Genomic DNA, 24,362 nt, shown 5'->3' on the forward strand with positions numbered 1-24,362 from the left:
CTCACCGCGGCAGCGAGCAGCCGTCCCCGCACGCCTTGCGGCCGTCGCCGCACTTCACCGCGGGCCCCTGCCCCACGCAGGTCACCGGGCATCCTCCCCCGGCATTGGAGCACGTCACCGCGCACGAGCCCATGCACATCACCTGGCACCCTCCGACCCGATTGCACCTCACGACGCTCCTGTCGCCCACGACGTGGGCGCACTTGTTCACGTCCTCGCAGGTGATCGAGCACCCCGCGCCGCAGGTGACCTGGCACGTCTCCGCGTTGCGGCACTCGGTGGAGCAGCCGTCGGCGCACGTCGTGCTGCACCCCGTGCTCCTCGCGCAGGAAGACTGGCAGTCACCGGCGCAGTGGCTCGCGCAGCTCTCTCGATCGGAGCAGCTCGGCTTGCAGCCGGGCGCGTCGCCGCACGTCAGCAGGCAGCTCGCCGGCACGTTTCCAGGACTGCCGCCCGGGCAGGTGCAAGGCACGCCCGGCGGGCAGCCGGCGGGGTCGACCGCGAGCGCCGCAGCGCTCCGGGCCCGCGCGACATCTGGGAGGGACACCGGCGCGCCGCTGTCGCCAGCGTCGGCGGCGCCCTGGTCGCGGGAGGGCCAGAGCAGCAGCACCATGCCGACTCCCACGCAGAAGAGGAGCACCCCCACCCCGCCGACGACGGCCATCTGCGTCGCTCCCGGCGCGCGCGGCCCCCGCCCCCGGAGCGCGGCCCCCGCCCCCGCCGCCCACGGATAAGGCTGCCCCGGAGGAGCCCCCGTCGAGGCGGCCACCGCCGCCGGCATCACCCCCCCCGGCGGGCTCGCGCTCGGGAACTGCGCCCCCACCGGCGGCCCGTCGGGGATGGCCCGGCCGTACGCGCGCGTGCGCTCGTCCATCCTGGCCAGCTCCCCCGTCGCGAAGGGCGGCTCCTCGCCCCGTCGCAGCGCGCGCACGTCGGCGAGCATCGTTTGCGCGTCCGGGTAGCGCCGCTCGACCTGGAAGGCGAGCGCGCGGTCCACGACGCGCGCGACCCGCGGATCCACGCCCGGCGCCACCGTCGACAGCGGAGGAGCCGGCGTCGTGCCCCGCTTCACGAGGAGCTCTCCCTCGGTGAGCCCATCGTCGTCGTGGACTCGACGGTTCGCGAGGACGGTGAACATCGTCGCGCCCACCGCGTAGAGGTCGGCCCGCCCGTCCACGTTCCTCCCCAGGATCTGCTCGGGCGCCATGTAGCTCGTCGTGCCCAGCACCGCTCCCGTCCGCGTCTTCAGCCCCGAGCCGCCCTGCTTCATGCGCGCGATCCCGAAATCGAGCACCTTGAGCCGCCCATCGCGGGTCACGAAGAGGTTGTCGGGCTTGATGTCCCGATGGACGATCCCGGCGTCGTGCGCCGCCTTGATGACCTCGAGGAGCGTGTCCATGTGGGCGAGGAGCTCGATCGAATCGATCGCACCGAGCCGCAACACGCGCTCGCGGAGGCTCTCGCCGTCGAGCAGCTCCATGACAAGGAACGGCTCTCCGCGCTCGGTCACGTCGATGTCGTGGACCTGCACCGCGGCCGGGTGCCCGAGCCGCGCCGCGGCGAGCGCCTCCTGCTCGAAGCGGGCGCGGAGCTCCCGGGACACGGCGCCCTCCGGGTGCAGGATCTTGATGGCCACGCGGTGCCCCACGTGGTGGGTGGCCGCGTAGACGGCCGCCATCCCCCCCGCCCCGATCAGCGCGTCAATCCGCCATTTTCCGTGGAGGATCGTCCCGACGCGGGCTCTCAGCCGCTGGATCTCATCCTCTTCCGCTTCCGACATCGGCGCGGAGGCTAGCACGGGCTGCCGCGCGGCCGGCCCGCGCGGAGGCCGCGCCGCGCGCGCGGCGCCCTGTCACGCCCCCCGGCCGCGGCCGCGGCCCGCCGTCTCCCACGCCGTCGCCACCGCCTCTTCCGCGCTCGCGACCGACAGGATCCGATCCGAGCGCCGGTCGTCCACGCGCCCCCCGGCGAGCTGCCTCGCCCAGCCCCCGCTCGCCGCGAGCGCGAGCACCGGCTTGCCGAGCTGCCAGGCGACGGCGATCTCGCTCAGCGTGCCCGCGCCGCCGCCGACGACAACGACCACGTCGGCCATGGCGACGACCAGGATATTGCGCCCGATCTGCATGCCGGTCGGGACGACGATGTCCACGTACGGGTTGGCCGTGGACGCCTCGTACCCTGGCAGGATCCCCAGGATATCGCCGTCGCGCCACGTCGTCGCCGCGCGCCCGCCGCGCGACACGGCGGCCATGACGCCCCCCAGCCCCCCGGTGACCAGCCGGAACCCCGCCTCCACGGCGCGCCGCCCGAGCTCGACGCACACAACCTCGGTCGCCGCGTCCACCGCGAGGCCGTTGCCGATCACCGCCATCACGGGGCGGCGCGGCACGTAGGGAGCGATGTCCCGCTTCGTGTCCTCCTCTTCTCGCTCGTCCCGATCGTCGTCCATCACGGCTCCGCTCCGGCGCCCGCTACTTCTTCAGCCGGCCGATGAGCCGATCGCCCAGCTTGGGCTGATCGTTCATCCCGAACCAGGTGCTCCACCCTGGAGGGCGCGGGCCGGCCGAGCCCTCCCGAGGGCGCTGCTCCCCGGGCCGCCGTTCGTGCCCCCGATCGAGCTAGCCCCCGCGGCCGCGTGGCGTCAAGGCTCGCGCCGGCGCCGACGGCGCGTGTGGTCGCGTGCTCGCGTGGTCGCGTGTCGCCCGGCGTCTTGTCGCGCTACCGCTGGGCCGGGTAGAGGCCGTCCACGGCGTCGGCCCAGAGCTTGTTCATGGCCACCCGCCCGGCGGGATCCGGGTGCACCTTGTCGGTGAACCGGTCGGGGTGGTCCTTGAACCACGTATACAGATCCGGCCCAGGAGGGAGGCCGTTCTCCTGCGTCAGGGCGTCGATCGCCTCGTTGAACACAGGGACCGCGTCGTGGTTGCCGTCCGGCGAGAACGGGATGTGCGCGAGCACCGGGACGCGGCCCGCTGCCTCGATCTTGTCGATGATCTGCTGCAGGTTCGCCTTGAAGGTGCTCGGGTCGGTCTGGCCCCAGGAGTCGTTGGTGCCGTAACCGATGGCGAAGTAGTGGAAGTCGGGGTTCAGCTCCAGCACGTCATCGATGCGATCGAGCGCGCTGGGCTTGTCGCTGCTCTTCGTGAGCTCGCTCCCGATGCCGCCGTTGATCATCGCCGGATAGTGGGCCGGGTGCGCCGCGTGCACGTTCTCGGCGAAGCTCGGCTGCGTGGCCGGGGTGTCGCGGTCGTAGGCGTACGCCGTGATGCTGTCGCCGAGGAAGAACCACGTGTCCTCCGCGCCCTTCGAGATGTCGTGCACGTCGATCTCGTCGAGCTGCACGCCGGTGTCGTCGGTCGTCGCGGGGGCCGCGGTCACGACGAGCCGGACCCAGCTCTTGCCGCCGAAATCGAAGCTGTGGGCGCGCGTGCGGACCGGGTTGTCGGTCACCTCCGCGACCTGGGTCCAGGTGCCGTCCGAGCCGTTCGTCGAGTCGCTCGACGTCTCCACGCGGTAGGCGCCCGGCGCCCCGTATTGCACGTCCGTGTAGTTGTAGTTGTACGAGGCCGTCCAGCTCAGGAGCAGCCGCTCGTACCCGGTGCCGACCTGGATGGCGACCCAGGCGGGCGCGGCCGAGGTGGGCTTGCCCGCGATCCAGGTCCCTGCCGACCTGTACTTGCCGTCGTTGATCACCGACGCCGTCCCCGCCGAGGCGAAGGCCGGCTTGCCGCGAGAGATGATGGGATTGGGCACGATCCCCTGCGCGCCCGCGCCGCCGCCGGTGCCGCCGCCGCCGCCCGTGCCGCCGCCACCGCCGCCGCCGCCCCCGGTGCCGCCGCCCCCCGTGTCCCCGGCGCCGCCCGTACCACCGCCCGCGCCGCCCGAGCCCTGCGCGGTGGTGCTCCCGGAGCCCCCGGAGCTCGCCGACGAGCCGCCCGTGCCCCCGGAGCTCGCCGACGAGCCGCCGCCGTCGTCGTCCGCGCAGGCCGGCAGGAGCAGAGCCGCCCCCAGCGCGAGAACCAGGAAAGGTGACCGGTGAAATAAACGCAAAGCCATCGCAACTGACCTCCAGCGCCGGGCACTCTGGGGCAGTTCGGCGCCACGATCAACCACCTCCGTCATCGAACCATGCCGACAAATGAACCGGTAAAGTCAAGCTCGATGCGCCACGAAACGCGGCAGCTAAGGAAAGTGCCTCGGCGAGCGAAACTGTCAACTGAAACGGTAAATATTCAGAGATGTTACCCGTCGCGACGGGGGCACGGCAGGTCCTCGCGACGGGCGGTGCCCACGGTCGGGATCAACCGTTCGGGCAGGTGCCCGCAGCGCGAGTCGCGCTGTACCGGCGGCGGCTCGCGGCCGCCGACGCCCAGCCCGACGAGGCCCTCCGCCACGAGGCGCCCGGCGGGCTGAGCCTCACTTGATGGTTCGGACGAGACGGAAGCCGACGCCTCGGGACACCGCGTCCGAGGCGGGGTAATTCTGGCCGGCCACTCGCAGCATATCCCGCGAGCCCGCGGCGTTGCCACCCCGAGCCACGCGGAGATCGGCCGCGTCGGTCCTCAGCGCGATCTCCGTGGCAGGGTTCGTCACGGGCCCCTCGGCGTCGTGAAAGACGGGTCGATCGCTGGTCCATTCGAAGACGTTGCCGAGCATGTCGAACAGGAGCCAGCGGTTGGGCCGCTTCGTCCCCACGGGGTGCGTACGCCCTCCCGAATTCACGTCATACCATGCGATGGGCTCGAGGCTCGGCTCGGGGTCGTAGCGCGCATCCGGATTCGCTCCGGTGATGTCACCTCCGTAGTATGCCGTCCTCGTCCCCGCGCGCGCGGCGTACTCCCATTCTGCCTCCGTTGGCAGGCGGTAGCCCTCGCACTCGTAGACGCTCGTCGCGTCGCCCGTGAGCTCCACGCGACCGCAGATCACGCCGCGGCCCAGCTCGCCTTGACATTCGGAGAGCTCGAAGCAGGGCGCGAGCGGCGGTTCGTGACGTGCGGAGAGCAGGTTCGCGAAGAGCAGGGCTTCGAACCACGTCGCATAGCGGAGCGGGCACGCGTCGTCCTTGCAGGTCACCGGACCTTCCTGCACCTTCTCCGGCTTCTCCGGCATGACGCTGACGAGCTCCGACCACTGCTTGCGCGTCAGCTCGAACTGCCCGATCTCGAACCCGCGCTCGAGCGTGACCGCCCTTGGGATCTCGGAGCTCTCACCACGCCAGAGCTCGCTCTCTGGCGAGCCCATGATGAAGCAGCCCGGCGGAATGCGACACCAACCATCCGCGCACTCGGCCACCACCGCCGGATGGCGACACACGGATCCATCGGCGGAGGCGGCTTCCCAGCCAGCCACCTCCGGACCGGCCGGATCCACGTTGCTGGCCGGGACGACAGAGGGCTCCTGGCGCTCCGCCTCGGGCTGGCAGCCGAGGGGGACGATCAGGAGAGCCCAGAGAGCGACACCGATCGCGCACGTCATCGAACCGCTTGTATTCATGGCTCGTCGCTGACCCCGAGGTCCGCACCCACGACTTCGAATCGATCCGCTGCGGGCTGAGTCTTGAACCCCTCCGTCACGAGCAAGGCGACGCCGCCGAGCAGGCTCTCGTGGCCCAGTCCGCCATTCCAGCTGACGCGCTTTCCCTTGCAAGATTCGATGTTCTCTACCGATTCACTGCACGCGGCGACGTAGGCGTCGAAGAGATCCTTCATCCTCCAGCGCAGCTCCGGCGTCGGATGGTTGTCGACCCCGTAGAGGAACTCCAGCCAGTCGTACTCGGTGCCGAACGAGAGGAGGTCGGGGGACGAGCTCTGATCAATGCAGTGCGTGTTGCGCCACCGGACGGCCTGCTTGCAGCTCACCGGGATCGGCGGCTGATTGATGTAGAGCCCGGTGTCCGGGTCCTGCTCGCAATCGGTCACGCCCGGCATGCACGCCGTGTTCGATATCGGCTTGTAGTAAACGAACGTGCAGTCCGATTCCATGTCGGCGTTGAAGGCCTTGGCCGCGAAGTACTGAGCAAACCCCTCGACCTGCGCGGCGTTCGGCTCCTCCAGCGATTGCAGGCAATGGAGCCGCTGATCGGGGGGGACGCCATCGCAGCGGCAGAGCGGGGGCTGGTCGGCGTCGCCCGCGCAGCCGTACTCCGGCCTCATCAGCCCTTGACCGCTGCCCTGAATGAAGTGACCGAACTCGTGCGCGACGACGTACTTGAAGCGGGTCGACGAAGCGGCCAGTCCATCTGGCTCGAGGAACAACGTGTCCTGGCTCCTGCAGCTCGTCAGGAGGGGCTCCCCCGTGCAGGGGTCGTCGATCTCGCAATATTCGTCGACGACGATCTCGACTCGACCATTACCCTCGTAGCGATTCAAGATCATGGCGCGTTTGATGCCGAGCTCGCCATCGCTCTCGTGTTCACGTTTGAGCATCTGGCTGATCGCCGCGCCGGCTCGGGTGATCGAGTTGTGCTCGACGAAGACCGGGCGGAGGGGCGCCGGGGGCATCGTGGGCCAATCGATCGGACGGGCCGAGCACGTCGCGTCGGTGACGCTCCCGACGTCCTCCGCGTAGATCGCGCACATGGAGGCCGGGCCGCTCTGCCCGGTCTGCCGCACGACGACGTTGGCCCCGGTGAACGTCGAGCCGTTCATGGCGCAGTTGGTCTCCGACGGGTCCAGGCAGTGCTGGCTGATGACGCGGGTCGCGATCTGGAGGTCGGTGCCCAGCTGCCAGTGCGAGCGAACGGGGAGCTTGGACCTCGGAACGCAGCCGTTGACGTCGAGCACGCCGCCGCGGTCGAACAGCACGCCGGTCGAGTTCGTCATCGTGATCTGGTAGCGCGCAAAGCTCGCCGGGACCGGCTGCATCGCCTTGCCGGGAAGGTAGTCCTCGCTGCCGATGCCGGTCCAGGGTCCAGAGTCGATGAACTGCGCGTTCCAGTCGAAGCAGATGTCCGGGCTCGCGATCGGCGTCGCGGTGAAGCACATGCGGCCGCCGTCGATGCACGTCTCGTTCGCGCCGGTGGCGCCGGTGTACAGGTCGACGTCGAACCCGTAGTCCCGGAGGTCGTCGTCCCCCAGGCAGAACCATGCATCGTCGTCGTCCACGTCGACCGAGACGTGGACCGTGGCCCGGTCGCGGGCGACCTGCACCGTGCCGCTGCTCGTCTGCCCCATGTCCTGGCCGTCGATGACGAGCTTGGCGACGAACGGATCGACCGTACCACACAGCACCTCGCTCTCATCGAAGTTGAGCGAGGTGACCGTGAACGTGAAGGCGGCGGGGCCAGCCTCCTCGTTGCTCGTGTTGCCCACCTGCGGGCCCACGAAGTCGCCGTACACCTCCGAAGCCAGGTGGGACGTGGCGGACGTCGTCACCTCCGGCGCGAGCTGCACGCTCAAGGACGCGAGCGACACGCCCGGGCGCTCGATCGGGACGAGGGCGGGCGGCGAGGCGGGCTCCGGCTCCGGGGGGGCGTCTCCCAGATCGCATGCGGGGCTGGACGAGCTCGCGGTCGCCGTCTCTCCGGCGAGCTGCCACGAGAGGCTGCCGCTCAGGTCGAAGGGCGCAAAGAACACCTTGTCGTGCACCCCGGGCAAGAGCGTCGTGGGCGGCGCCACGTCTCCCGCGGGGACGAGCTGGTTCTGGGGGCCGAGCGGCACCGTGACCGGGAAGTCGCTCTCGTTCTCGTAGCCGAAGAGCGCGGCCCCCGCAGGGTGCTTGAAGCGTCGCACGCACTTGACCACCGGGTGGATGTTCAGGACATCGTGCCAGTGGTCGAAGGGGTCGAACGTGATGGTGGAGCCCGCCTCGGCGGCCTCGACCGTTTGCCCGAAGAACGACCCTCGATGTCCGGGCGACCCGACGGGCGCGAGGCGCAGGGTCGCGCTGGGCGCCACGATGGTCCCGTTGAACGCGGACTCGAGCGAGACCGTCCCGGTCCCGAGGTAGGCCAGGAAGAAGCTGCTGTCCGGGCCGACGATCTGAACGCCCCCTTTGAAGTCGAGCAGCTGGCGCACGTAGACGATCACCGGGCCGGCCGACGTGTCGAGGCGGGCGATCGACTGAGGCTGCATCTGGAGCTGATCGAGGTAGTACGTGCCCGAGCTGAGATCCAGGGTGCTCCGAGAGCCGACGGAAACGCTCGCGTAACCTCCCGGGGCCAGCGACGAGGTCGTGTCCGGTCCGACGGGCGGTACGCTGACGAGCGACGGGTAGTCGATCGTGAAGCGCAGGTTCCCGAGCGGGCCGAGAGGCGTGGCTGCCAGCTCGGTCCCGACGATCGCTGCGCCGGCTTGCTTGGTGATGGTGCCTGCCGCCTGGACCGTGCCGGTGGCCTCCGTCTGACTCCCGAGCCAGACATTGCCTCCGCTGACGAGCGCCCCGGTCCTCGTCGCGGCGTTGACCTCGAGGAGGCCGGTGCCGACGTTCACCGCGGGCGCTGGCGCGCCGTTCACGTCGCGCAGCGTGACCCCGCCGGCGATGCGCAGCGACTGCGATGCATGGAGGGCGACGTTGCTCTGTGAAAAGCCTGCTGGGAACCCGAGCGCAATCTCGAACTGGTTCAAGAGCGCCTGCTTGGCCGTGGAGATCTCGGCCTGCTCGGGGGCCTCCCCCTCCGGCGTACCACAGGCTACGACGCTCACGCTCGCCGCCAGCGCCAGAGCCCGTGAGAGCCGCGCCTGGATCCTTGAACCGTCATTCGTCGTGCTTCTCCCTCTGCCAGCGGCAGAAGGACACAACCTGATGCGCTCCGGTAGATTGATGTTCTCGTGGTTTGCCATTGTCATCCCGTGAGCACAGGCCGCTGTGAACAACGCTGTTTCTCGGCCGCTCGGACTGGCACGTAGCACTCCATGTGCCAGGCGCAGAGAGCGCGAGAGGCCTCGATCCGTCGCGCTCCACGCGCTGGACGACGGGCCGCCCGCCGCGCCGTGAGGCCCATTCTCCATGACATGTCACGGCCCGCGGCGTGACATGTCACGGCTCGCGGCGTGACATGTCACGGCCCGCGGCGCGGCGCGGCCCACGGGAGCGTCGCGCATCGGGCGCGTGCGGGGCTCGACGGTTCGTCGCCGCAACATCGTTGTCCGGGGCTCGGTCCTGGCCCCGTGATAGGGAGAGCCCTCTCTACGCGCCCCCTGCCACCTCGCTCCAGTCGATGTCGAACCGCGCCAGGTACTTCCGCAGCCGGTCCGCGTCGTTGACGCTCTTCTTCTTCGCCCGCGACGCCGCGAAAAGCACCCGTCCCGCCTCCGACAGCGACCGCGCGCCCTTCAGCACCCGCAGCACCTCGGCGAGCTGCACCCGGTCGAACGGGTCGAGCGCCGCCGCCCGGCGCGCGCCGAGCGCCGCGACCACGAGATCGTCCCCGTCGGTCCCCTCCCCCGCCGCGCCGCCCCCGGCGAACGTTCGCCCGCCCGCCGCCGGCGCTCGCCGCCAGGCCTCCACCAGCCGCCCTATCTCCTCCTCCACGATCGGCACCCCGATCCTCCCCCCGGGCGCGAGCGTCGCCATCCGCGTCACGGCCGCGTTGAAGTCCCGGAAGTTGCCCGGCCACACCGCCTCTCGCGACGTCGCGAACTCGAGGAACCGCGCGCGCGCGTCGCGGCTCATCGTGATCCGCACGCCGAGCAGCCGCGCCGAGGCGTCGAGCTCGTAATCGAGGTTCGGCGCGATGTCCTCCACCCGCTCCCTCAGGCCCGGGAGCCGGAAGGTCCACAGGTTGATCCTCGCCAGGAGGTCCTCCCGGAAGCGCCCCGCCACAACCTCCAGCGCGAGATCCCGGTTCGTGCCGGCGAGCAGCTGGAACTCGCTCCTCACCTCCCTGTCCGAGCCGACAGGCAAGAACGCCTTCTCCTCGATCGCCCGCAGCAGCATCGCCTGCTCGTCCGCGCCGAGCTCGCCGATCTCGTCGAGGAAGAGCACCCCCTCGTGCGCCTTGCGCAGGAGCCCCGGGCGGTCCTGGAGCGCCCCCGTGAACGACCCCTTCGTGTGCCCGAACAGCGCCGACATCGCCCCGTCGCCGCGGATCGTCGCGCAGTTCAGATCCACGAAGTCGCCGCTGACCTGCCGGCGGCCCTTCTTGAGATCGTAGATCTTCCGCGCGAGCTGCGATTTCCCCGCCCCCGTCGGGCCCATCAGCAGGATGGGCGCGCGCGACGCGATCGCCACGTGCTCGATCCGCTCGATCAGCCGGTTGTACGCCGCGTTGCGCGTGTCGATGCCGCTCTTCAGGAACGACACCCCCTCGCGCTGCTCCTTCTGGAACCGCGACGCGATGCGGTCGTACTTCGAGAGGTCGAGATCGATGATCGTGAACGACCCGGCCGCGAGCTCCTCACGGTCGCGCTTCGGCGGCGACGTCTGGATGAGCCGACCCGGGAAGTACCGCGACTCCGTGAGCAAGAACAGGCAGATCTGCGCGACGTGCGTGCCCGTCGTGATGTGGACGAGGTAGTCCTCCCGGTCCGGCGCGAACGGGTACGCCCGCGCGAAGTCGAGGAGCGCGCCGTACACCGCCTCGAAGTCCCACGGATCGTCCACATCGACCACGTGACCGCGGATGTCCGTCTCCGGCGAGGCGCGCCGCACGTCGCCCATCACCGTCTCGGCCAGGCCCTCGAAGCGGCGCTGGTAGAGCAGCTCGAACCGGTCGACGATCAGGTCCTCGTGCTGGCACAGCGCCACGCTCGGGCGCCAGCGCGACCAGCGCTCCGCCGTCTTCCCGGTGTCCAGCGTCGGGCCCAGCATGCCGAGGACCACGGTCGTCTTGCGCGCCATAGAATGTTCTCTAACCATCTTATACATACATCTAATCCGCAGGACCAGCGGCCCGTGATCGCCTGGATTTCGAGTGGCACGCGCCGTGCGATACGCAGACACAGGAACGACAGAGCGACGGAACGACAGAGACCGACGGACCCCGCCGCGGACGCGAGCCGCGGCGCGCGCCGGAGGGCTCGACCCCTCACCGGAGATCTTGCCATGGAGCGAAGCTACAACGTCATCCCCACGGACTCGGGCGTGCCCATCAAGGCGTGGACGGTCGGCGTGCCGTTCGAGACCGCCGCGGAGGCGCAGCTCAAGAACCTCGCCGCGCTGCCGTTCATCCACAAGTGGATCGCCGTGATGCCCGACGCGCACCAGGGCATCGGCGCGACCGTGGGGAGCGTTGTCGCGACGAGCGGCGCGGTCATCCCGGCGGCGGTGGGCGTCGACATCGGCTGCGGGATGATGGCGGCGCGGACGAGCCTCTCCGCGTCGCAGCTGCCGGACGCGCTGCGCGGGCTCCGGGCGGCCATCGAGGGCGCGGTGCCGCACGGCCGCACCGACAACGGCGGGAAGAACGACCGCGGCGCGTGGCGCTCGCCGCCCCCGGCCCAGGTCGCGGCGTGGGCCGAGCTCGAGCCGCGGTACCGGCAGATCGTCGAGAAGCACCCGCGCATCGGGCGCGGCTACGCCGTCGAGCACCTCGGCACGCTCGGGACCGGCAACCACTTCATCGAGCTCTGCCTCGACGAGGAGGACCGCGTCTGGGTCATGCTGCACAGCGGGTCGCGCGGCGTCGGCAACCGGGTCGGGAGCTACTTCATCGAGCTCGCCAAGCAGGAGATGAGGCGCTTCTTCATCAACCTGCCCGACGCCGACCTCGCGTACCTGCCGGACGGGACGAGGCACTTCCACGACTACATGCAGGCGGTGTCGTGGGCGCAGGACTTCGCGGCGGTGAACCGCGAGCTGATGATGGCGCAGGTGGTCGAGGCGCTCCGCGGCTCGGGCGAGCTGCCGCCCTTCGACGCGACCGTGGAGGCGGTGAACTGCCACCACAACTACGTGGCGCGCGAGCACCACTACGGGAAGGACGTGCTCGTGACCCGCAAGGGCGCCGTCCGCGCGCAGGCGGGTGATCTCGGGATCATCCCGGGCAGCATGGGCGCGCGCTCGTTCATCGTCCGCGGGCTCGGCAACCCGGAGAGCTTCTGCAGCTCGAGCCACGGCGCGGGCCGCGTCATGTCGCGGGGCGAGGCGCGCCGCCGCTTCTCCGTCGCGGACCACGAGGCGGCGACCGCGGGCGTCGAGTGCCGCAAGGACGAGGACGTGATCGACGAGACGCCGGCGGCCTACAAGCCGATCGACGACGTGATGCGGGCGCAGAAGGATCTCGTCGAGATCGTCCACACCCTGCGGCAGGTCGTCTGCGTGAAGGGGTGAGCCGCGCGCCCCGGCGCCGTGATATCGCTGATCCAGGGGAGAGCCGACCGCCATGCTGACCATCGACGGATCCATCGGAGAGGGAGGGGGCCAGATCCTCCGCACGACGCTCGGCCTCTCGCTGATCACCCAGACGCCCGTCCGCATCACCTCGATCCGCAAGGGCCGCGCGCGCCCGGGCCTGATGCGGCAACACCTGACCTCGGTCCGGGCCGCGGCCCAGATCGGCCGCGCCGAGGTGTCGGGCGCCGCGCTCGGCTCGCAGGAGATCGTGTTTCGACCGACCGCGATCGTCCCCGGCGAGCACACGTTCCAGGTCGGGAGCGCGGGGAGCACGACGCTCGTGCTGCAGACCGTCCTGCCAGCGCTGCTCCGCGCGCCCGCGCCGTCGGCGCTCACGCTCGAGGGCGGCACGCACAACCCGCTGGCGCCGCCGTTCGACTTCCTGGACCTCGCCTACCTGCCGCTCGTGCGGAGGATGGGGCCGGACGTCACCGCGACGCTCGTGACGCCCGGCTTCTACCCGGCCGGCGGCGGGCTGGCCCGCGTCTCGATCGCGCCGGCGCCCGCGCTCGCGCCGCTCGAGCTCCTCGAGCGCGGGGAGATCCGCGCCCGGCGGGCGGTCGCGACGGTGTCGAACCTCCCGGGCGCCATCGCGGTGCGCGAGCTCGACGCGGCGGCGGCGGTGCTCGGCTGGGAGCCGGGCTGCTTCAAGCCCAGCGTGCTGAGGGGCGGGAACGGCCCGGGCAACGTGCTCACCATCGCCGTCGAGAGCGAGCACGTGACCGAGGTCTTCACCGGGTTCGGCGCGAAGGGCGTGCGCGCGGAGTCCATCGCCACGAAGGCGGCCGAGGAGGCGCGCGACTACCTCGCGGCGGGCGTCCCCGTGGGCGAGCACCTGGCCGATCAGCTGCTCTTGCCGATCGCCCTCGCGGGCCGCGGCGCCTTCCGGACCGTGCGCCCGTCGTCCCACACGACGACCCACCTCGGGCTGCTCCGAGATCTCCTCGGGATCCGCGCGTCGGTCGCGCAGATCTCGGACGCGGCGTGGCAGATCGAGATCTGGCGCTGAGCGCGGTCCACGGCGGATCCGCCGCCGATTGACGGCGGCGTCCCGGTTGTGCCACATCACGACGGGCGTACGGCGCGCCCCGCGTCGCGGGCTGCCCGCGGCACGACGGCGCGCCCGGACGGCGGCGACGCGGAAGGCGGGACAATGGCGAAGCGCGATTACCTCAAGATCACGGACACGACCCTGGCCGAAGCGCACCGCGTGCTCAGGCTCGCCGCTCGCCTGAAGGAGGAGCCGAAAGGGCGGCGCACGACGATGCTCGCCGGCCGGGCCGTCGCGGTCGTCCTGGAGAAGGCGAGCACGCGCACGCGCGTGTCGTTCGAGGTCGGCATCGCGCAGCTCGGCGCCCAGCCGGTCGTGCTGAGCACCCAGGGCAGCCAGCTCGCCCGCGGCGAGCCGATCCGCGACACGGCGCGCGTGCTCGCCCGGTACTGCGACGCGATCGCGTTCCGCACCTCGTCGACCGCGCGCCTGCTCGAGATGGCGGAGGCGAGCGTTCCGGTGATCAACGCGCTCTCGGACGACGGCCACCCGGTGCAGGTGCTCAGCGACATCTTCACGATCCAGGAGGCGCTCGCGGCGAGCGGGGACAGGACCGGCATCGCCGGCCGGCGCGTCGCGTTCCTCGGCGACTGCGCGAGCAACATGGCGCGCTCGTGGCTCGAGGCGGCGCCGCTCTTCGATTTCCACCTCGTGCTCGCGGGGCCCGAGGGGTACATGCCGCCCGCGGACGAGGTCGAGCGCGCGCGGAAGACGGGCCACGTCACGATCACCCACGACCGGCTCGAGGGTGCGGCGGGCGCGGACGTGGTGAACACGGACGTGTGGGCGAGCATGGGACACGAGGCCGAGGCGGAGAAGCGCCGCGCCGCGTTCGCCGGCTGGACCGTGGACGCCAAGGTGATGGCGAAGGCCGCCCAGCACTCCATCGTGCTGCACTGCCTGCCGGCGCACCGCGGCGAGGAGATCGACGACGAGACGCTCGAAGGGCCGCGCTCGCGCGTGTGGGATCAGGCCGAGAACCGGCTGCACGTGCAGAAGGCGCTCATGCTGTGGCTGCTCGGCGTCGAGCTGGCCTAGAGCGGGCGCGCGGGGTCAACCGAGGAGGGCGCCGCGCCGGGAGCGGGCGGGGGTCCCGTCGCCGCTCGAGCGGCCCGTGAGGTCCGCGACGACCTGCACCAGGTCGGCCGGGTCGATCGGCTTGGCGACGTGCTTCTGGAAGCCGGCCGAAAGCGCCCTCCTCCGGTCCTCGATCCGGGCATAGGCGGTCAGGGCCACGGCGGGGATACGCCGGATCTCGTCCCGGCCCGCCGCGCGGAGCTGGTGGATCAGCGCATAGCCGCTCTCCCCCGGCATGCCGATGTCGCTGAGCAGGACATCGGGCCTCAGCCGCTCCAGGATGCTCATGGCCTCGCTCGCAGAGCCGGCCGTGGTGACCCGCGCGCCCGCTCCCTCCAGCAAGAACGCGAGCATCTCCCGGGCGTCCGGCTCATCCTCGACGACGAGGACGTGAACGCCGAAGAGCGGCGACGGCTCCCCGCTCCGCAGCGGGGCGCGCCCCGGCGCGGACGGCGGCCCCTCGTGCGCGGCGGAGGGCGCCGCGGGCAGGGGGAGCGTCACCGTGAACGTCGCTCCTGCCCCCTCGCCCGGGCTCTCCGCCTCCACCGTGCCGCCGTGCAGCTCGACGAGGTGGCGGACGATCGCGAGCCCCAGGCCGAGCCCGCCGTGAGCCCTCGTCGGCGAGGAGTCGCCCTGGCGGAAGCGGTCGAACACATACGGCAGGAACGACGTGGCGATGCCCTTGCCGTTGTCCATGACCGAGATCGCGACCTGGGAGTCGCTCCTCCCCACCCGGACGGCGACCAGCCCTCGCTTCGGGGTGAATTTCACCGCGTTGGAGAGCAGGTTCCACATGACCTGCTGGAGGCGATCCGGGTCGCCGCACACGTGGCTGAGCCCCTCGCCCGGCTCGACGCGGATCTCGATCTCCTTCGCCTTCGCCGTCGGCGTGATGGTGTCCACGGCGGCCTCGATGACCGCGGCGAGATCCACGGCGATCGTGCGGAGCCGCAGCTTGCCCGTGATGATCCGGGAGACCGTCAGGATATCGTCGACGATCTGCGCCTGCGCGTGGGCGTTGCGCTCGATCGACGCCATGCCCTGCTTGACGCGCTCCGGGGCGAGGGCCTTGTCCTTGATCAGCCGCGCCCAGCCGAGGATCGCCGTGAGCGGCGTCCGCAGCTCGTGGGAGACCGTCGCGAGGAACTCGTCCTTCATGCGGTTCGCGTCCTCGGCCCGGAGGCGGTCCTTCTCCGACTGGGCGAGCGCCTGCTGCTCGCGGCGGAGCAGCTCCGTGCGCTCGTGCTCGAGCTGCTTCAGCTCGGTGATGTCGACGACGGCGCCCGTCAGGAACAGCGGGGAGCCGTCCCGATCGGCGACGATGCGCCCGCGATCGTGGACCCACCGGATCGACCCGTCGGCGCGGACGACGCGGTGGATGATGTCGTAGATGCAGCGCTCGCGGACGCTCCGCTCGTGCATGGCGATCACCGCGTCGAGATCTTCCGGGTGGACGCGGGTCAGCCAGTCGCCGATGGGCTGCGTCGTCTCGCGCTCGTCCAGGCCCAGGATGCGGTTCAGGCTCGCGTCCCTCGTGTCGTACCGCGTCTCCAGGTCGACTCGCCACGTGCCCACGTCCGCCGCCCACGTGGCCAGCCGGAGCCGATCCTCCCGGTCCTGGAGCGCGCTCTCGATCCGGAACCGCTCGGTCAGGTCGACCGAGGCGCCGACCATGCGGATCGCCTTGCCTCCCGCGTCCCGGAGCACCGTGCCGCGATCGAACACGCGGGCGACGGAGCCGTCGCCGCGGTAGACGCGGTACTGCGCCGACCAGGTGTCGGCGTCCCCGTGGAGGAGCTCCTCGAGCGCGCGCACCATGCGGTCGCGATCCTCCGGCAGCACGCGGTCCACCCACCACGCGCCGGTCGGGGCCGTCTGCTCGGGCGTGTAGCGGAAGACATCGTGAAATGTCGCGTTGCGCTCGACCCGGTCCGTCCGGACATCCCAGTCCCAGATCGGGTCCTTGATCGCTCGACCGAGGAGGCGATAGCGCTCGTCCTGTACGTCCGCCTCCAGGCGCGCGGGCGGCTCGCTGGCCCCTGCGTGCGCGGCGCCGCCGGCGGGGCCTGCGAGCGCGACCGCGGCCTGGTCGGCGAGCGCCTCGATCAGCCAGGCATCCTCGCCGGAGGCCGGGGCGGCGCGCTCGACCGCGAGCACGCCAGAGACACGGCCGCTGACGATCAGCGGCGCGGCGGCGACGTGGGCCGCGCCGTCCAGCGCTCGCGCTATCCCGTCGTCGGCGCTCGGGAGCGGGCGGCCAGAGAGCTCGGCGAGCAGCGCCGGATCGAGCCCCAGCGCCGCTCGCACGACCGGGCGCCCGTCCTCGTCGTTCAGGATCAGGACGGCCCTGCCGGAGCCGCTCAGGCGCGCCGCCGCGGAGAGGACGATCTCTTGAACCGCGAGCGCCGAACACGCCGACGCGAGCGCGCGGCTGGCCTCGGTCAGCGCGCGGATCTGCGAACGGTGCCTCTCCTCGTGTTCGATCACAGGCAGACGACCCTCGGCTCCAGCATGAGGGTACTCTCGCGGACGATGGGTGTGCATCCCTGACCAGATCAGCCGGGCACGCTCTTGGAACACGGCGCCACCCCACAAGAGCACGAGCAGGCGGTATGCCTCTTGCGGCCCTGTCATAGGAGCACGTGGACATGCGCGCCAGCCGAGCCGCAGGCGATCCGGCGCAGAAAACTTGGCCCGGTATCCCGATTCCTGAGCAAACCCGCGCAGCGTGGATTTCCGCGACATGCCGCCCGAGCTCCTCCTGGCCGTGGCCAGCGCGGCGCTCTCCTTCGGGTTGGTCCAGACGCTCCGGCTCACGTGGAGGCGCGCATGGCAGCGGCGCCGGCTCTCGCGGTGCCGGGAGCAGGGCGCCGCGGGAGAGGCCCGCGCCGAGGCGCTCCTCCGCGAGCTCGGCTACACCATCGTCGGCCGGCAGGTCGCGGTCTCGTACGGAGTCCAGATCGACGGCGAGCCGGTCAGCGTCGGGCTCCGCGCCGACTACCTCGTGGCGCACGGCCCCAGGCGGTATGTCGCCGAGGTGAAGACGGGCCGGCTCGCGCCGCGCATCGACACGCCCGCGACGCGGCGGCAGCTGCTCGAGTACCGCGTCGCGTTCGACGTCGACGGCGTGCTCCTCGTCGACGCGGAGTCCCGGCGGGTGCGGTCGGTGGTGTTCCCGCTGCCCGCCGGCGCCGCGGCCGCGTCACCGTACGGCGCGCGCCTCGCGTGGGTCCTGGCGGCCGTCGTGGGGGGCCTCGTCGCGGCGATGGCCGCGCGCTCCGCGGGGTGACGCGGGCGCGCGGCGGGCCACGGCGCGGCTACGGGCGGCTCGCGGCGCGGCGCGCGCGGCGCCTGCGGCCGGCGAGCAGCAGGAGACCGAGCCCGAGCAGGCCGACCCTGGCCGGCGAGGCCTCCGAGGTCGCGCCCGCGCGGCAAGCGCAGGACGCGTCGGGCTTGTTGCCGCCCGTGCCGCCGCTCGCGCCGCCGGAGCCGGAGCCGGACCCGGAGCCGGAGCCGGAGCCGGTGGTCAGATCCACCGGATCGTCGAGCCCCACGTCGGGTCCGATCGGCCCTCCGCTCGCGGCGGAGGCGGCGCCGCCGTGGACCACCGGCTCGCCGCAGACCCCGTTGACGCACGGCGCGTTGCCGGGGCAGACGGCGCCCGCGCACGCGTCGGCGCAGCTCCCGGCGACGCAGACCTGCCCGGCAGCGCACGTCTTGCCGTCGCAGCCGGTGTCGACGCAACGGCCGTCGCCCCCGCACACCTTGCCGGTCGGGCAGGTGCGGCAGCCGCAGTTGGACTGGCAGATGCCTCGCTCGCAGACCGCGCCGTCCTCGCACTCGATGTGGGCGCAGAGATCCACGCACCGCCCGAGCTGGCACTCCTGGTTCGCGGGGCAGACGACGCCGTCGCACCCGCCCACGCAGTTGCCGCCGATGCAGATCTGGCCGCCGGTGCACTCCTTGTCGATGCACGCCTGCTCCACGCAGAAGCCGTCGTCGTTGCAGACGAGGCCGGGGTCGCAGACCACCTCGCCGCGCCCGCAGTACGGCACGCACGCCCCGCGGTTGCACACGTAGCCCTCGTCGCAGAGCCCCTGGCCGTTGTCGACCTCGCCGTCGCAGTCGTTGTCGATGTTGTCGCAGGTCTCTTTCTGCTCGCCGGGCTCGAGCACGGGCAGGCACTGGACCTCGCCCTCGGTCGCGCAGCCCGTCCTGCCCACGGCGCACGCGCCCTGCAGGCCCGTGTCGCAGATCTCGCCGCCGCCTTTGCAGGTCACGCCCGTGATGTAGTAGACGAAGTCGTTGAAATCGCCGTCGTTCTCGTACCCGCCCTGGTTCCCCTTCCAGCTCGTCGCGGTCACGGGCAGGTCCTCGAAGGCGACATAGAACGCGTCGGGCTCGGCGGTCGACGTGTAGATCAGCGTGGTCACCCACGGCTCGTTCGGCGTGCAGCTCGTGCAGACGGTGTTCAGCTCGCGCTGCGAGAACTTCGTCTGGGTGCAGTAGGTGCCCGCCTTGCCGATCAGCGCGAAGCCGACCAGGCCACCCTGGTACCGCGCATCGTTCCGGATGTCCGCCGCCGAGAACTGCCGCGGCGTCCAGTCGTGCTGCCCCGCCTGGGTGGTCTCCATCGTGGCCAGCGGGCAGAAGTCGTTGTCCTCGCAATTGAACGCCGTCGAGGTGTCCGCGGGGATCAGCTCGTAGATCTGGTTGTCCGGCGGGCGCGTGCCGCTCGCGTTCGCGTTGTACCAGCCGAACGCGACCTTGCACCCGCCCCCGCGCAGCACGAGCTCTCCCGAGAACCCGCAGAGCGGCGAGAAGACACCTGGCTCCGTGCTCGCGTCGGCCACGGGATCGATGTCCTCTCCCCGGTACCCGAAGAGCCCATCGAGCGTGACGGCGTCCCTCGGGAAACCCCGGCCCGTCACGAGGTTAATCTCGTTGGCGCTGACCGCCGTGGGCAGGCGCGTGCCATCCAGCTGCTCCACAGCAGCGCTCGCGGGCACGGCCCCCGCGAGCGGGGCAAGCGACAGGAACAAGGAAACGGCGGCTCGAGCCGCGCGGCGGCGAGGCGTCGTGAAGTAAGGCGTTTGCGGCATGAACACCACTCTACACCTCCCGAGGAGACCAGGGTGGATGAGATTACACATCTCCGCACGGCGAGAATTATGCAGCACGGTTGTTCCTGCGTCGCGGCGCGCGGCCGCTTTGACGCACGCCGTCACCACGACGCATGGAGTTGATCTGACGTTGAGTTGACCGCCAGCGTATTCCGGCGCCGCTCCACCTCGCGCCGGGACAGGCCTCCTCGGGGCGCTGCGCGGACGACTGCGGCGGAATCGGCACAATGGCACAATGGAAGAGGGGAGCAATGAAACGACGGCGCGCGCAACGAAACAACCCACCGCGCGGCCGATCAACGCAGCGACGCTCCCGGCGCGGGGTGTTGCCCGGGTGTGGTAGGCTCGCGCGGTCAGGCTGCGCGTTTCCACCGCCACCGTATGACCAAGAAATCGCTCCGCGTCTATTTCATCGCCCACCACGACGGCCGCTTCACCGGCATCCTGCTGCGCACGTGGGCTTTCCTCTTCGATCGGCCGGCGCCGTCCGCCTATGGCGCCTCCGAGGACGAGGTGCTGCGCGCGATCGAGGTCGAGCTCCACGCGAGGCTCGCCACGGACGAGGACGATCTCGATCGCTACCTGTGGGACGAGTCGTTCGAGGTCCGCTCGCTGGACGTCGACGTCCACCCGCAGACCACGGTCAAGCGGACGGCCGTCGTCGGCCGGCGCCAGATCCCGCTGCGGCTCACGTACCTCGCGAGCAAGCTCGCCGAGGGCGGCGTCCGCGTGATGCTCCCCCGCTTCGGCTGGTCCGTGGTCCTCGAGGATCTCTCGATCGCGCCCGACGTGCTCCGCCAGCTCGTCACGAGCGCGCTGCTCGGCGAGTCCCCGCGATCGCTCTTCGATTTTCGCCGGGAGGGAGACGAGTACGTGCGCCCGTGGTCGCCGCGCCGGATGGAGCGCGCCGGCCGGAGCGCCCGGCGCCCGGAGGACGAGCGCCCCACGCTGCACGCCGTCTCCGAGGATCTCGTCGAGAAGGCCGCGCGCCAGCGGCTGCCGCTCGCGGTGGGTGAGTCCGAGGAGCTGGAGCGGGCGCTGCCGCTGTTCGACGCGGCGCGCGCCGCGCACGCCACGTCGATGCCGTCGATCCTGCTCGTGGGCGGCCCGGGCGTCGGCAAGACGACCTGGGTCCACCGGCTGGCGCGGCGGTTCGCGGCGTGGCGCAGGGACAAGGCGCGCGCGAGCTCGCCGGGGCTGTTCAGCACGTCGGCCGACAGGCTGCTCGCCGGGATGAAGTACCTCGGCATGTGGCAGGCGAGGTGCCTGAGGCTCGTGAGCGAGCTGTCGCACGAGGGGGATCTGCTCCACGTCGGCGCGCTCCTGCCGCTGCTCCGGCCGCAGCCGGACGGCGCGTCGATCGGCGACGTGTTCCTGCCGGCGCTCCGGACCGGGGAGGTGAGCCTCATCGCGGAGTGCACCGAGCCGGAGCTCGAGGCGTGCCAGCGCCGCGCGGCCTCGCTCGTGGCGTGCTTCCAGATCGTCCGGCTGCGCGAGCCGGACGCGGCCGCGGTGCCGGCGCTGCTCGCGGAGTACGAGGCGCGGAAGGACACGCGCGTCCGGCTGCACCCGGCGGGCAAGAAGCGGCTGGTGCAGCACCTCGCGATGTTCCGGCGCGACGTGCTCTTCCCCGGCAAGGCGTTCCGCTTCTTCGACTGGCTCGCGCAGGAGGCCGGTACGCGGGCCGGCGCGGAGGCGGAGGCGGCCGGCGGGGCGCCTTCGCGCGTGCTGTACCCGCGGGACGTGTCCGAGGCCTACGCGCGCCACTCGGGGTTGCCGATCGAGCTCATCGCCGACGAGATCCCCGCGAGCGCCGAGACGATCGCGCGCGGGCTGAAGCGGCGCGTGATCGGGCAGGACGAGGCGTGCGACACGGCGGCGCGGGTGCTGGCGCGCTTCAAGGCCGGGATGAACGACCCCGAGCGCCCCTGCGGCACGCTGCTGTTCGTCGGCCCGACCGGCGTGGGCAAGACGGAGCTCGCGAAGGAGCTCACGCGGTCGATGTTCGGCGACGAGGGGCGGATGATCCGGCTCGACATGAGCGAGTACAGGCTCCCGGGCTCGTCGGCGCGCCTGCTCGCGGCGGGGCCGGACGCGACGACGCTGGCGCAGCGCGTGCGGCAGGAGCCGCTGTCGCTCGTGCTCCTCGACGAGATCGAGAAGGCGCACCGCGAGGTGTTCGACCTCCTGCTCGCGATCCTCGGCGAGGGGCGGCTGACGGACGAGGACGGGCGCCACGTCGATTTCCGGATGGTGCTCATCGTGATGACCTCGAACATCGGCGTCGCCGACCGGGCGCCGGTCGGCTTCGGCGGCGACGACGAGCGCGCCCTGCCCCTGGGCGCGCGGCGCGGGGCGCCGGCGGGCGTGCGCGAGCACTTCCGGCCGGAGTTCGTGAACCGCATCGACCACGTCGTGCAGTTCCGGGGCCTCGGGCGGGACAGCGTGCTCAGGATCGTCGATCTCGAGCTCGCCAAGGCCGAGGCGCGCACCGGGCTCGTGCGGCGCAACCTGAGGCTCCGCGTGCTGCCCGAGGCGCGATCCTTCCTGGCCGAGGCGGGGTTCGATCCGAGGCGCGGGGCGCGGCCCCTGAAGCGGGTGATCGAGGAGCGGGTGATCACGCCGATCGCGGCGCGCATGGCGGAGGATCCGGGGTGCAGGGATCGGGAGGTCGTTGTGGCGGGCGGGGGCGCGGGGCTCGAGGTGCGGTTCGGGTAGCTCGATGGGCCGGCTCGCCCGGCTGCGAGGGGCCGGCGCGGCCCTCGCCGAGCGCCCTGCCGCCCCTCAGCGCGCTTCGGCGCGCTGCTCGGCCGTGGTGCCGGGCTCTTCCTCTCCATGCACGACGGCCCACGCGAACTCCGGGATGAGCGCGAGCGAGTGCTGGTCCTGCGTGACGCCGATGAGGCCGCTGATGAACTCCAGGGGGTGTTCCCGGCGCTGCGCATCGATGAACCGCAAGGGCGCGCTGGTCAGCCCCGGCGGGATCCGAGCGAGCCCAGGCCCCTCCGGCGCCGCCAGCGCGGAGAGCGGGTTGCGCCGGGCCTCCGCGGCCCGCCACCGTTCGAGCCAGCCGTCGAGGAAGGAGCTCGGAACGAAGTGGTCGGCGGGCCAAGCGCGCAGGTAGGGAAAGAGCACGTGGATCCACCCGGTGAGCTCATCCGCGGCGTTCTCGTACCGGAAAAAGGCGCGCCAGAACGCTGGATCCTGGCGGCCCTCCGCCGAAGCGACGATCTGGTCGAGCACCGGCAGGAGGGCGTGAGCCCAGCGCTCCGCCCTGAAGGGGCCGAACGCCGCCGCGCGGTGGCGCACCCAGCGCCAGTCGTCCGCCGTGCCGAACAGGTAGATGCGCGGGATCCCACGATCCGGAAAGCTCATGTCCGCGGGGAAGGGCGGCTGCCACGCGAAGTGCGGCGCGAACGGCGTCATCACCGTGAGCTCCGACGCCACGCGCTCCACCGGTCCCGTGGTCGAGAAATTGGCGGTCACGAGCTCTCGCAGGCGGCCGACCCGCGCGGCGATCTGGGTGGAGAGATCCGGGAACACGACGGGCCACGGGTTGACGTGACCCAGCGTGAAATCCGGCCCATCGATCTTCAGCTCGAAGTCGCTGTCCTCGACGAGGAACTGACGCCGCTGCTCCTCGTTCGCGGCAACGTGGAGCGTGAACCCCCGGGCAAGGCAGAACCAGATCACGTCGGGCGAGAGCACGAGTGGATAACGCTGCGTAAAGGCCATATAGGCCGCCTGGACGAGCGGGTGCACATCGGTGCGTCCGACGAGGGGCAGGCGATGGCGGTAGGCGGCCTCGACGGGCGAGACGAGCAGGCTCTGCACCGAAGCTTCTTCGTCGAACGCGGGCAGCGGCGCCGTCGAAGGCGCGACCTCGGCAACGTCGATCGTCGTGACGCTCATGGCTCCTCGTCCTCCTGGCCCTGCGCGACGGCTTCATGGGCCAGCGCTGCCGTAGATGGAACCTCGTACACAAGCGCGCCGCGCGAGACAACTCGCGCCGGCGGCAGCCGCGCAGCGAGCGGGCTCAACGCTGGAATCGCCTCGGCAGCACCTCGACCTCGTCGGGCGCGCCGACGCAAGGCCGCGCGCCGGACGCGGGAGCGGAGGGGCAGCAAGCGCTCACCCACAGCGGAACATTCCAGTAAAACTGACACATCCGTGCGTGCAATGAGAGCGCCAGGTTACCTGCTCGGCGGACCGACGGCAATCGCGATGCTTGTCGCCGCGTCGCCCTGGATGCATGCGCGGATTCGGCCCCGGCGGGGAGCGCCACAATGGCGCGAACGTGCGGGATCTCCCGGTCCACAGGGCGGATCCGGAGAGATTCGCGGTTGGCCCCGAGCTGAGCGACATGGCACGGCATATCCCGCCTGAAAGCGAGGATCGAGGCGCTTGGCAGCGCATGAATTTCGCGTCATTCATGGCGCATGCCCTCCTCGCGCAGCTCCTCGCGCAGCCGTTCGCCTTCGCCGTCGAAAGCCACAGGGGTCCGCTCCGGGCTGCGCGCCCAGGTGAAGAGCTCGGGCAATTTCGCGCATCCCCTGACCGACGCCGGCAGCACGTCGAGCAGCGCGGCCGCGCCCAGCGCCGTGAACCAGGCCGCGGCGCCCAGCCCGACCCCGAAGCCAGACCCCTTCTCCGGCTGGGATCCGGTCACGCGGAAGAGCACAAGCAAACCGAGCTCGCCCGGCCCGACGACCACGACGACGGCCGCGCCGCAAAGTCCATCAGGGAGCCAGTTCGGGAGCACGACGACCGGCAACAACAGCCCCAATGTCGGCCGAGCACCCACCAGCGCGCCAAGCTCCCCGACCGCGACGCCGAGG

The 24,362-nt window shown here is 71.5% G+C and carries 16 protein-coding genes; 6 read left to right on the forward strand and 10 right to left on the reverse strand.

Going from position 1 to position 24,362, the window contains the following annotated elements; all coding sequences use genetic code 11:
• Position 1 precedes the first annotated feature (1 nt).
• The 3 genes from WMF22_RS38655 to WMF22_RS38665 all read right to left on the reverse strand — a co-directional run bounded on the left by WMF22_RS38655 (position 2) and on the right by WMF22_RS38665 (position 4,056).
• Entirely contained in the window at positions 2 to 1,780 is a 1,779-nt protein-coding gene (locus tag WMF22_RS38655; RefSeq protein ID WP_438033008.1) for a protein kinase domain-containing protein, read from the reverse strand.
• A 72-nt stretch (positions 1,781 to 1,852) separates the two neighbouring features.
• Positions 1,853 to 2,449, reverse strand: a complete 597-nt coding sequence (locus WMF22_RS38660; protein WP_437294961.1) for a TIGR00725 family protein — start codon at positions 2,447 to 2,449, stop codon at positions 1,853 to 1,855.
• Positions 2,450 to 2,718: 269 nt separating this feature from the next.
• Entirely contained in the window at positions 2,719 to 4,056 is a 1,338-nt protein-coding gene (locus tag WMF22_RS38665) for a GDSL-type esterase/lipase family protein (protein ID WP_438033009.1), read from the reverse strand.
• A 182-nt stretch (positions 4,057 to 4,238) separates the two neighbouring features.
• On the opposite strand from WMF22_RS38665, the gene WMF22_RS38670 reads away from it, so the two are divergent.
• Positions 4,239 to 4,424, forward strand: a complete 186-nt coding sequence (locus WMF22_RS38670) for a hypothetical protein (RefSeq protein WP_438033010.1) — start codon at positions 4,239 to 4,241, stop codon at positions 4,422 to 4,424.
• Here WMF22_RS38670 and WMF22_RS38675 read toward each other — a convergent pair.
• The 3 genes from WMF22_RS38675 to rtcR form a co-directional block, all read right to left on the reverse strand.
• Positions 4,417 to 5,475, reverse strand: a complete 1,059-nt coding sequence (locus WMF22_RS38675) for a formylglycine-generating enzyme family protein (protein ID WP_437294963.1) — start codon at positions 5,473 to 5,475, stop codon at positions 4,417 to 4,419. The two genes, WMF22_RS38670 and WMF22_RS38675, sit on opposite strands and share 8 nt — an antisense overlap.
• 14 nt (positions 5,476 to 5,489) lie before the next feature.
• Positions 5,490 to 8,642: a hypothetical protein gene (locus tag WMF22_RS38680; protein WP_438033011.1), complete on the reverse strand. Its 3,153-nt coding sequence runs from the start codon at positions 8,640 to 8,642 to the stop codon at positions 5,490 to 5,492.
• Positions 8,643 to 9,126: 484 nt separating this feature from the next.
• Entirely contained in the window at positions 9,127 to 10,779 is a 1,653-nt protein-coding gene (gene rtcR, locus WMF22_RS38685) for an RNA repair transcriptional activator RtcR (RefSeq protein ID WP_438033012.1), read from the reverse strand.
• A 204-nt stretch (positions 10,780 to 10,983) separates the two neighbouring features.
• Between rtcR and WMF22_RS38690 the strand changes: the two genes are divergently transcribed.
• From WMF22_RS38690 to argF, 3 genes are all read left to right on the forward strand, one after another.
• Entirely contained in the window at positions 10,984 to 12,210 is a 1,227-nt protein-coding gene (locus WMF22_RS38690; protein ID WP_437294966.1) for an RtcB family protein, read from the forward strand.
• Between the two features lie 52 nt (positions 12,211 to 12,262).
• Positions 12,263 to 13,282: an RNA 3'-terminal phosphate cyclase gene (gene rtcA / locus WMF22_RS38695; protein WP_437294967.1), complete on the forward strand. Its 1,020-nt coding sequence runs from the start codon at positions 12,263 to 12,265 to the stop codon at positions 13,280 to 13,282.
• 144 nt (positions 13,283 to 13,426) lie between these two features.
• Positions 13,427 to 14,362, forward strand: a complete 936-nt coding sequence (argF, locus tag WMF22_RS38700; protein WP_438033013.1) for an ornithine carbamoyltransferase — start codon at positions 13,427 to 13,429, stop codon at positions 14,360 to 14,362.
• Between the two features lie 15 nt (positions 14,363 to 14,377).
• Here argF and WMF22_RS38705 read toward each other — a convergent pair whose 3' ends face one another.
• The gene (locus tag WMF22_RS38705; protein ID WP_437294969.1) at positions 14,378 to 16,888 is read right to left on the reverse strand and encodes a PAS domain-containing protein; all 2,511 of its coding nucleotides are present in this window, start codon (positions 16,886 to 16,888) and stop codon (positions 14,378 to 14,380) included.
• Between the two features lie 256 nt (positions 16,889 to 17,144).
• Between WMF22_RS38705 and WMF22_RS38710 the strand changes: the two genes are divergently transcribed.
• Positions 17,145 to 17,690: a hypothetical protein gene (locus tag WMF22_RS38710; RefSeq protein WP_438033014.1), complete on the forward strand. Its 546-nt coding sequence runs from the start codon at positions 17,145 to 17,147 to the stop codon at positions 17,688 to 17,690.
• 28 nt (positions 17,691 to 17,718) lie between these two features.
• On the opposite strand, the gene WMF22_RS38715 is transcribed toward WMF22_RS38710, so the two are convergent.
• On the reverse strand, positions 17,719 to 19,503 hold the full coding sequence (locus tag WMF22_RS38715; protein ID WP_438033015.1) for a hypothetical protein: 1,785 nt from the start codon (positions 19,501 to 19,503) through the stop codon (positions 17,719 to 17,721).
• A gap of 402 nt (positions 19,504 to 19,905) precedes the next feature.
• Here WMF22_RS38715 and WMF22_RS38720 point away from each other — a divergent pair, with 402 nt between their 5' ends.
• Positions 19,906 to 22,242, forward strand: a complete 2,337-nt coding sequence (locus WMF22_RS38720; protein ID WP_437294972.1) for an AAA family ATPase — start codon at positions 19,906 to 19,908, stop codon at positions 22,240 to 22,242.
• Between the two features lie 66 nt (positions 22,243 to 22,308).
• Here the strand turns inward: WMF22_RS38720 and WMF22_RS38725 are convergent, their stop codons facing one another.
• Both WMF22_RS38725 and WMF22_RS38730 read right to left on the reverse strand, forming a co-directional pair.
• Positions 22,309 to 23,436, reverse strand: coding sequence for a DUF4419 domain-containing protein (locus WMF22_RS38725; protein ID WP_438033016.1), 1,128 nt, complete (start codon positions 23,434 to 23,436; stop codon positions 22,309 to 22,311).
• Between the two features lie 514 nt (positions 23,437 to 23,950).
• Complete coding sequence (locus tag WMF22_RS38730) at positions 23,951 to 24,301, reverse strand: hypothetical protein (protein WP_437294974.1); 351 nt, start codon at positions 24,299 to 24,301, stop codon at positions 23,951 to 23,953.
• Positions 24,302 to 24,362: the final 61 nt, after the last annotated feature.

This window comes from Sorangium sp. So ce204 (assembly GCF_051526795.1).
GTDB classification, from domain to species: domain Bacteria; phylum Myxococcota_A; class Polyangia; order Polyangiales; family Polyangiaceae; genus Sorangium; species Sorangium cellulosum_B.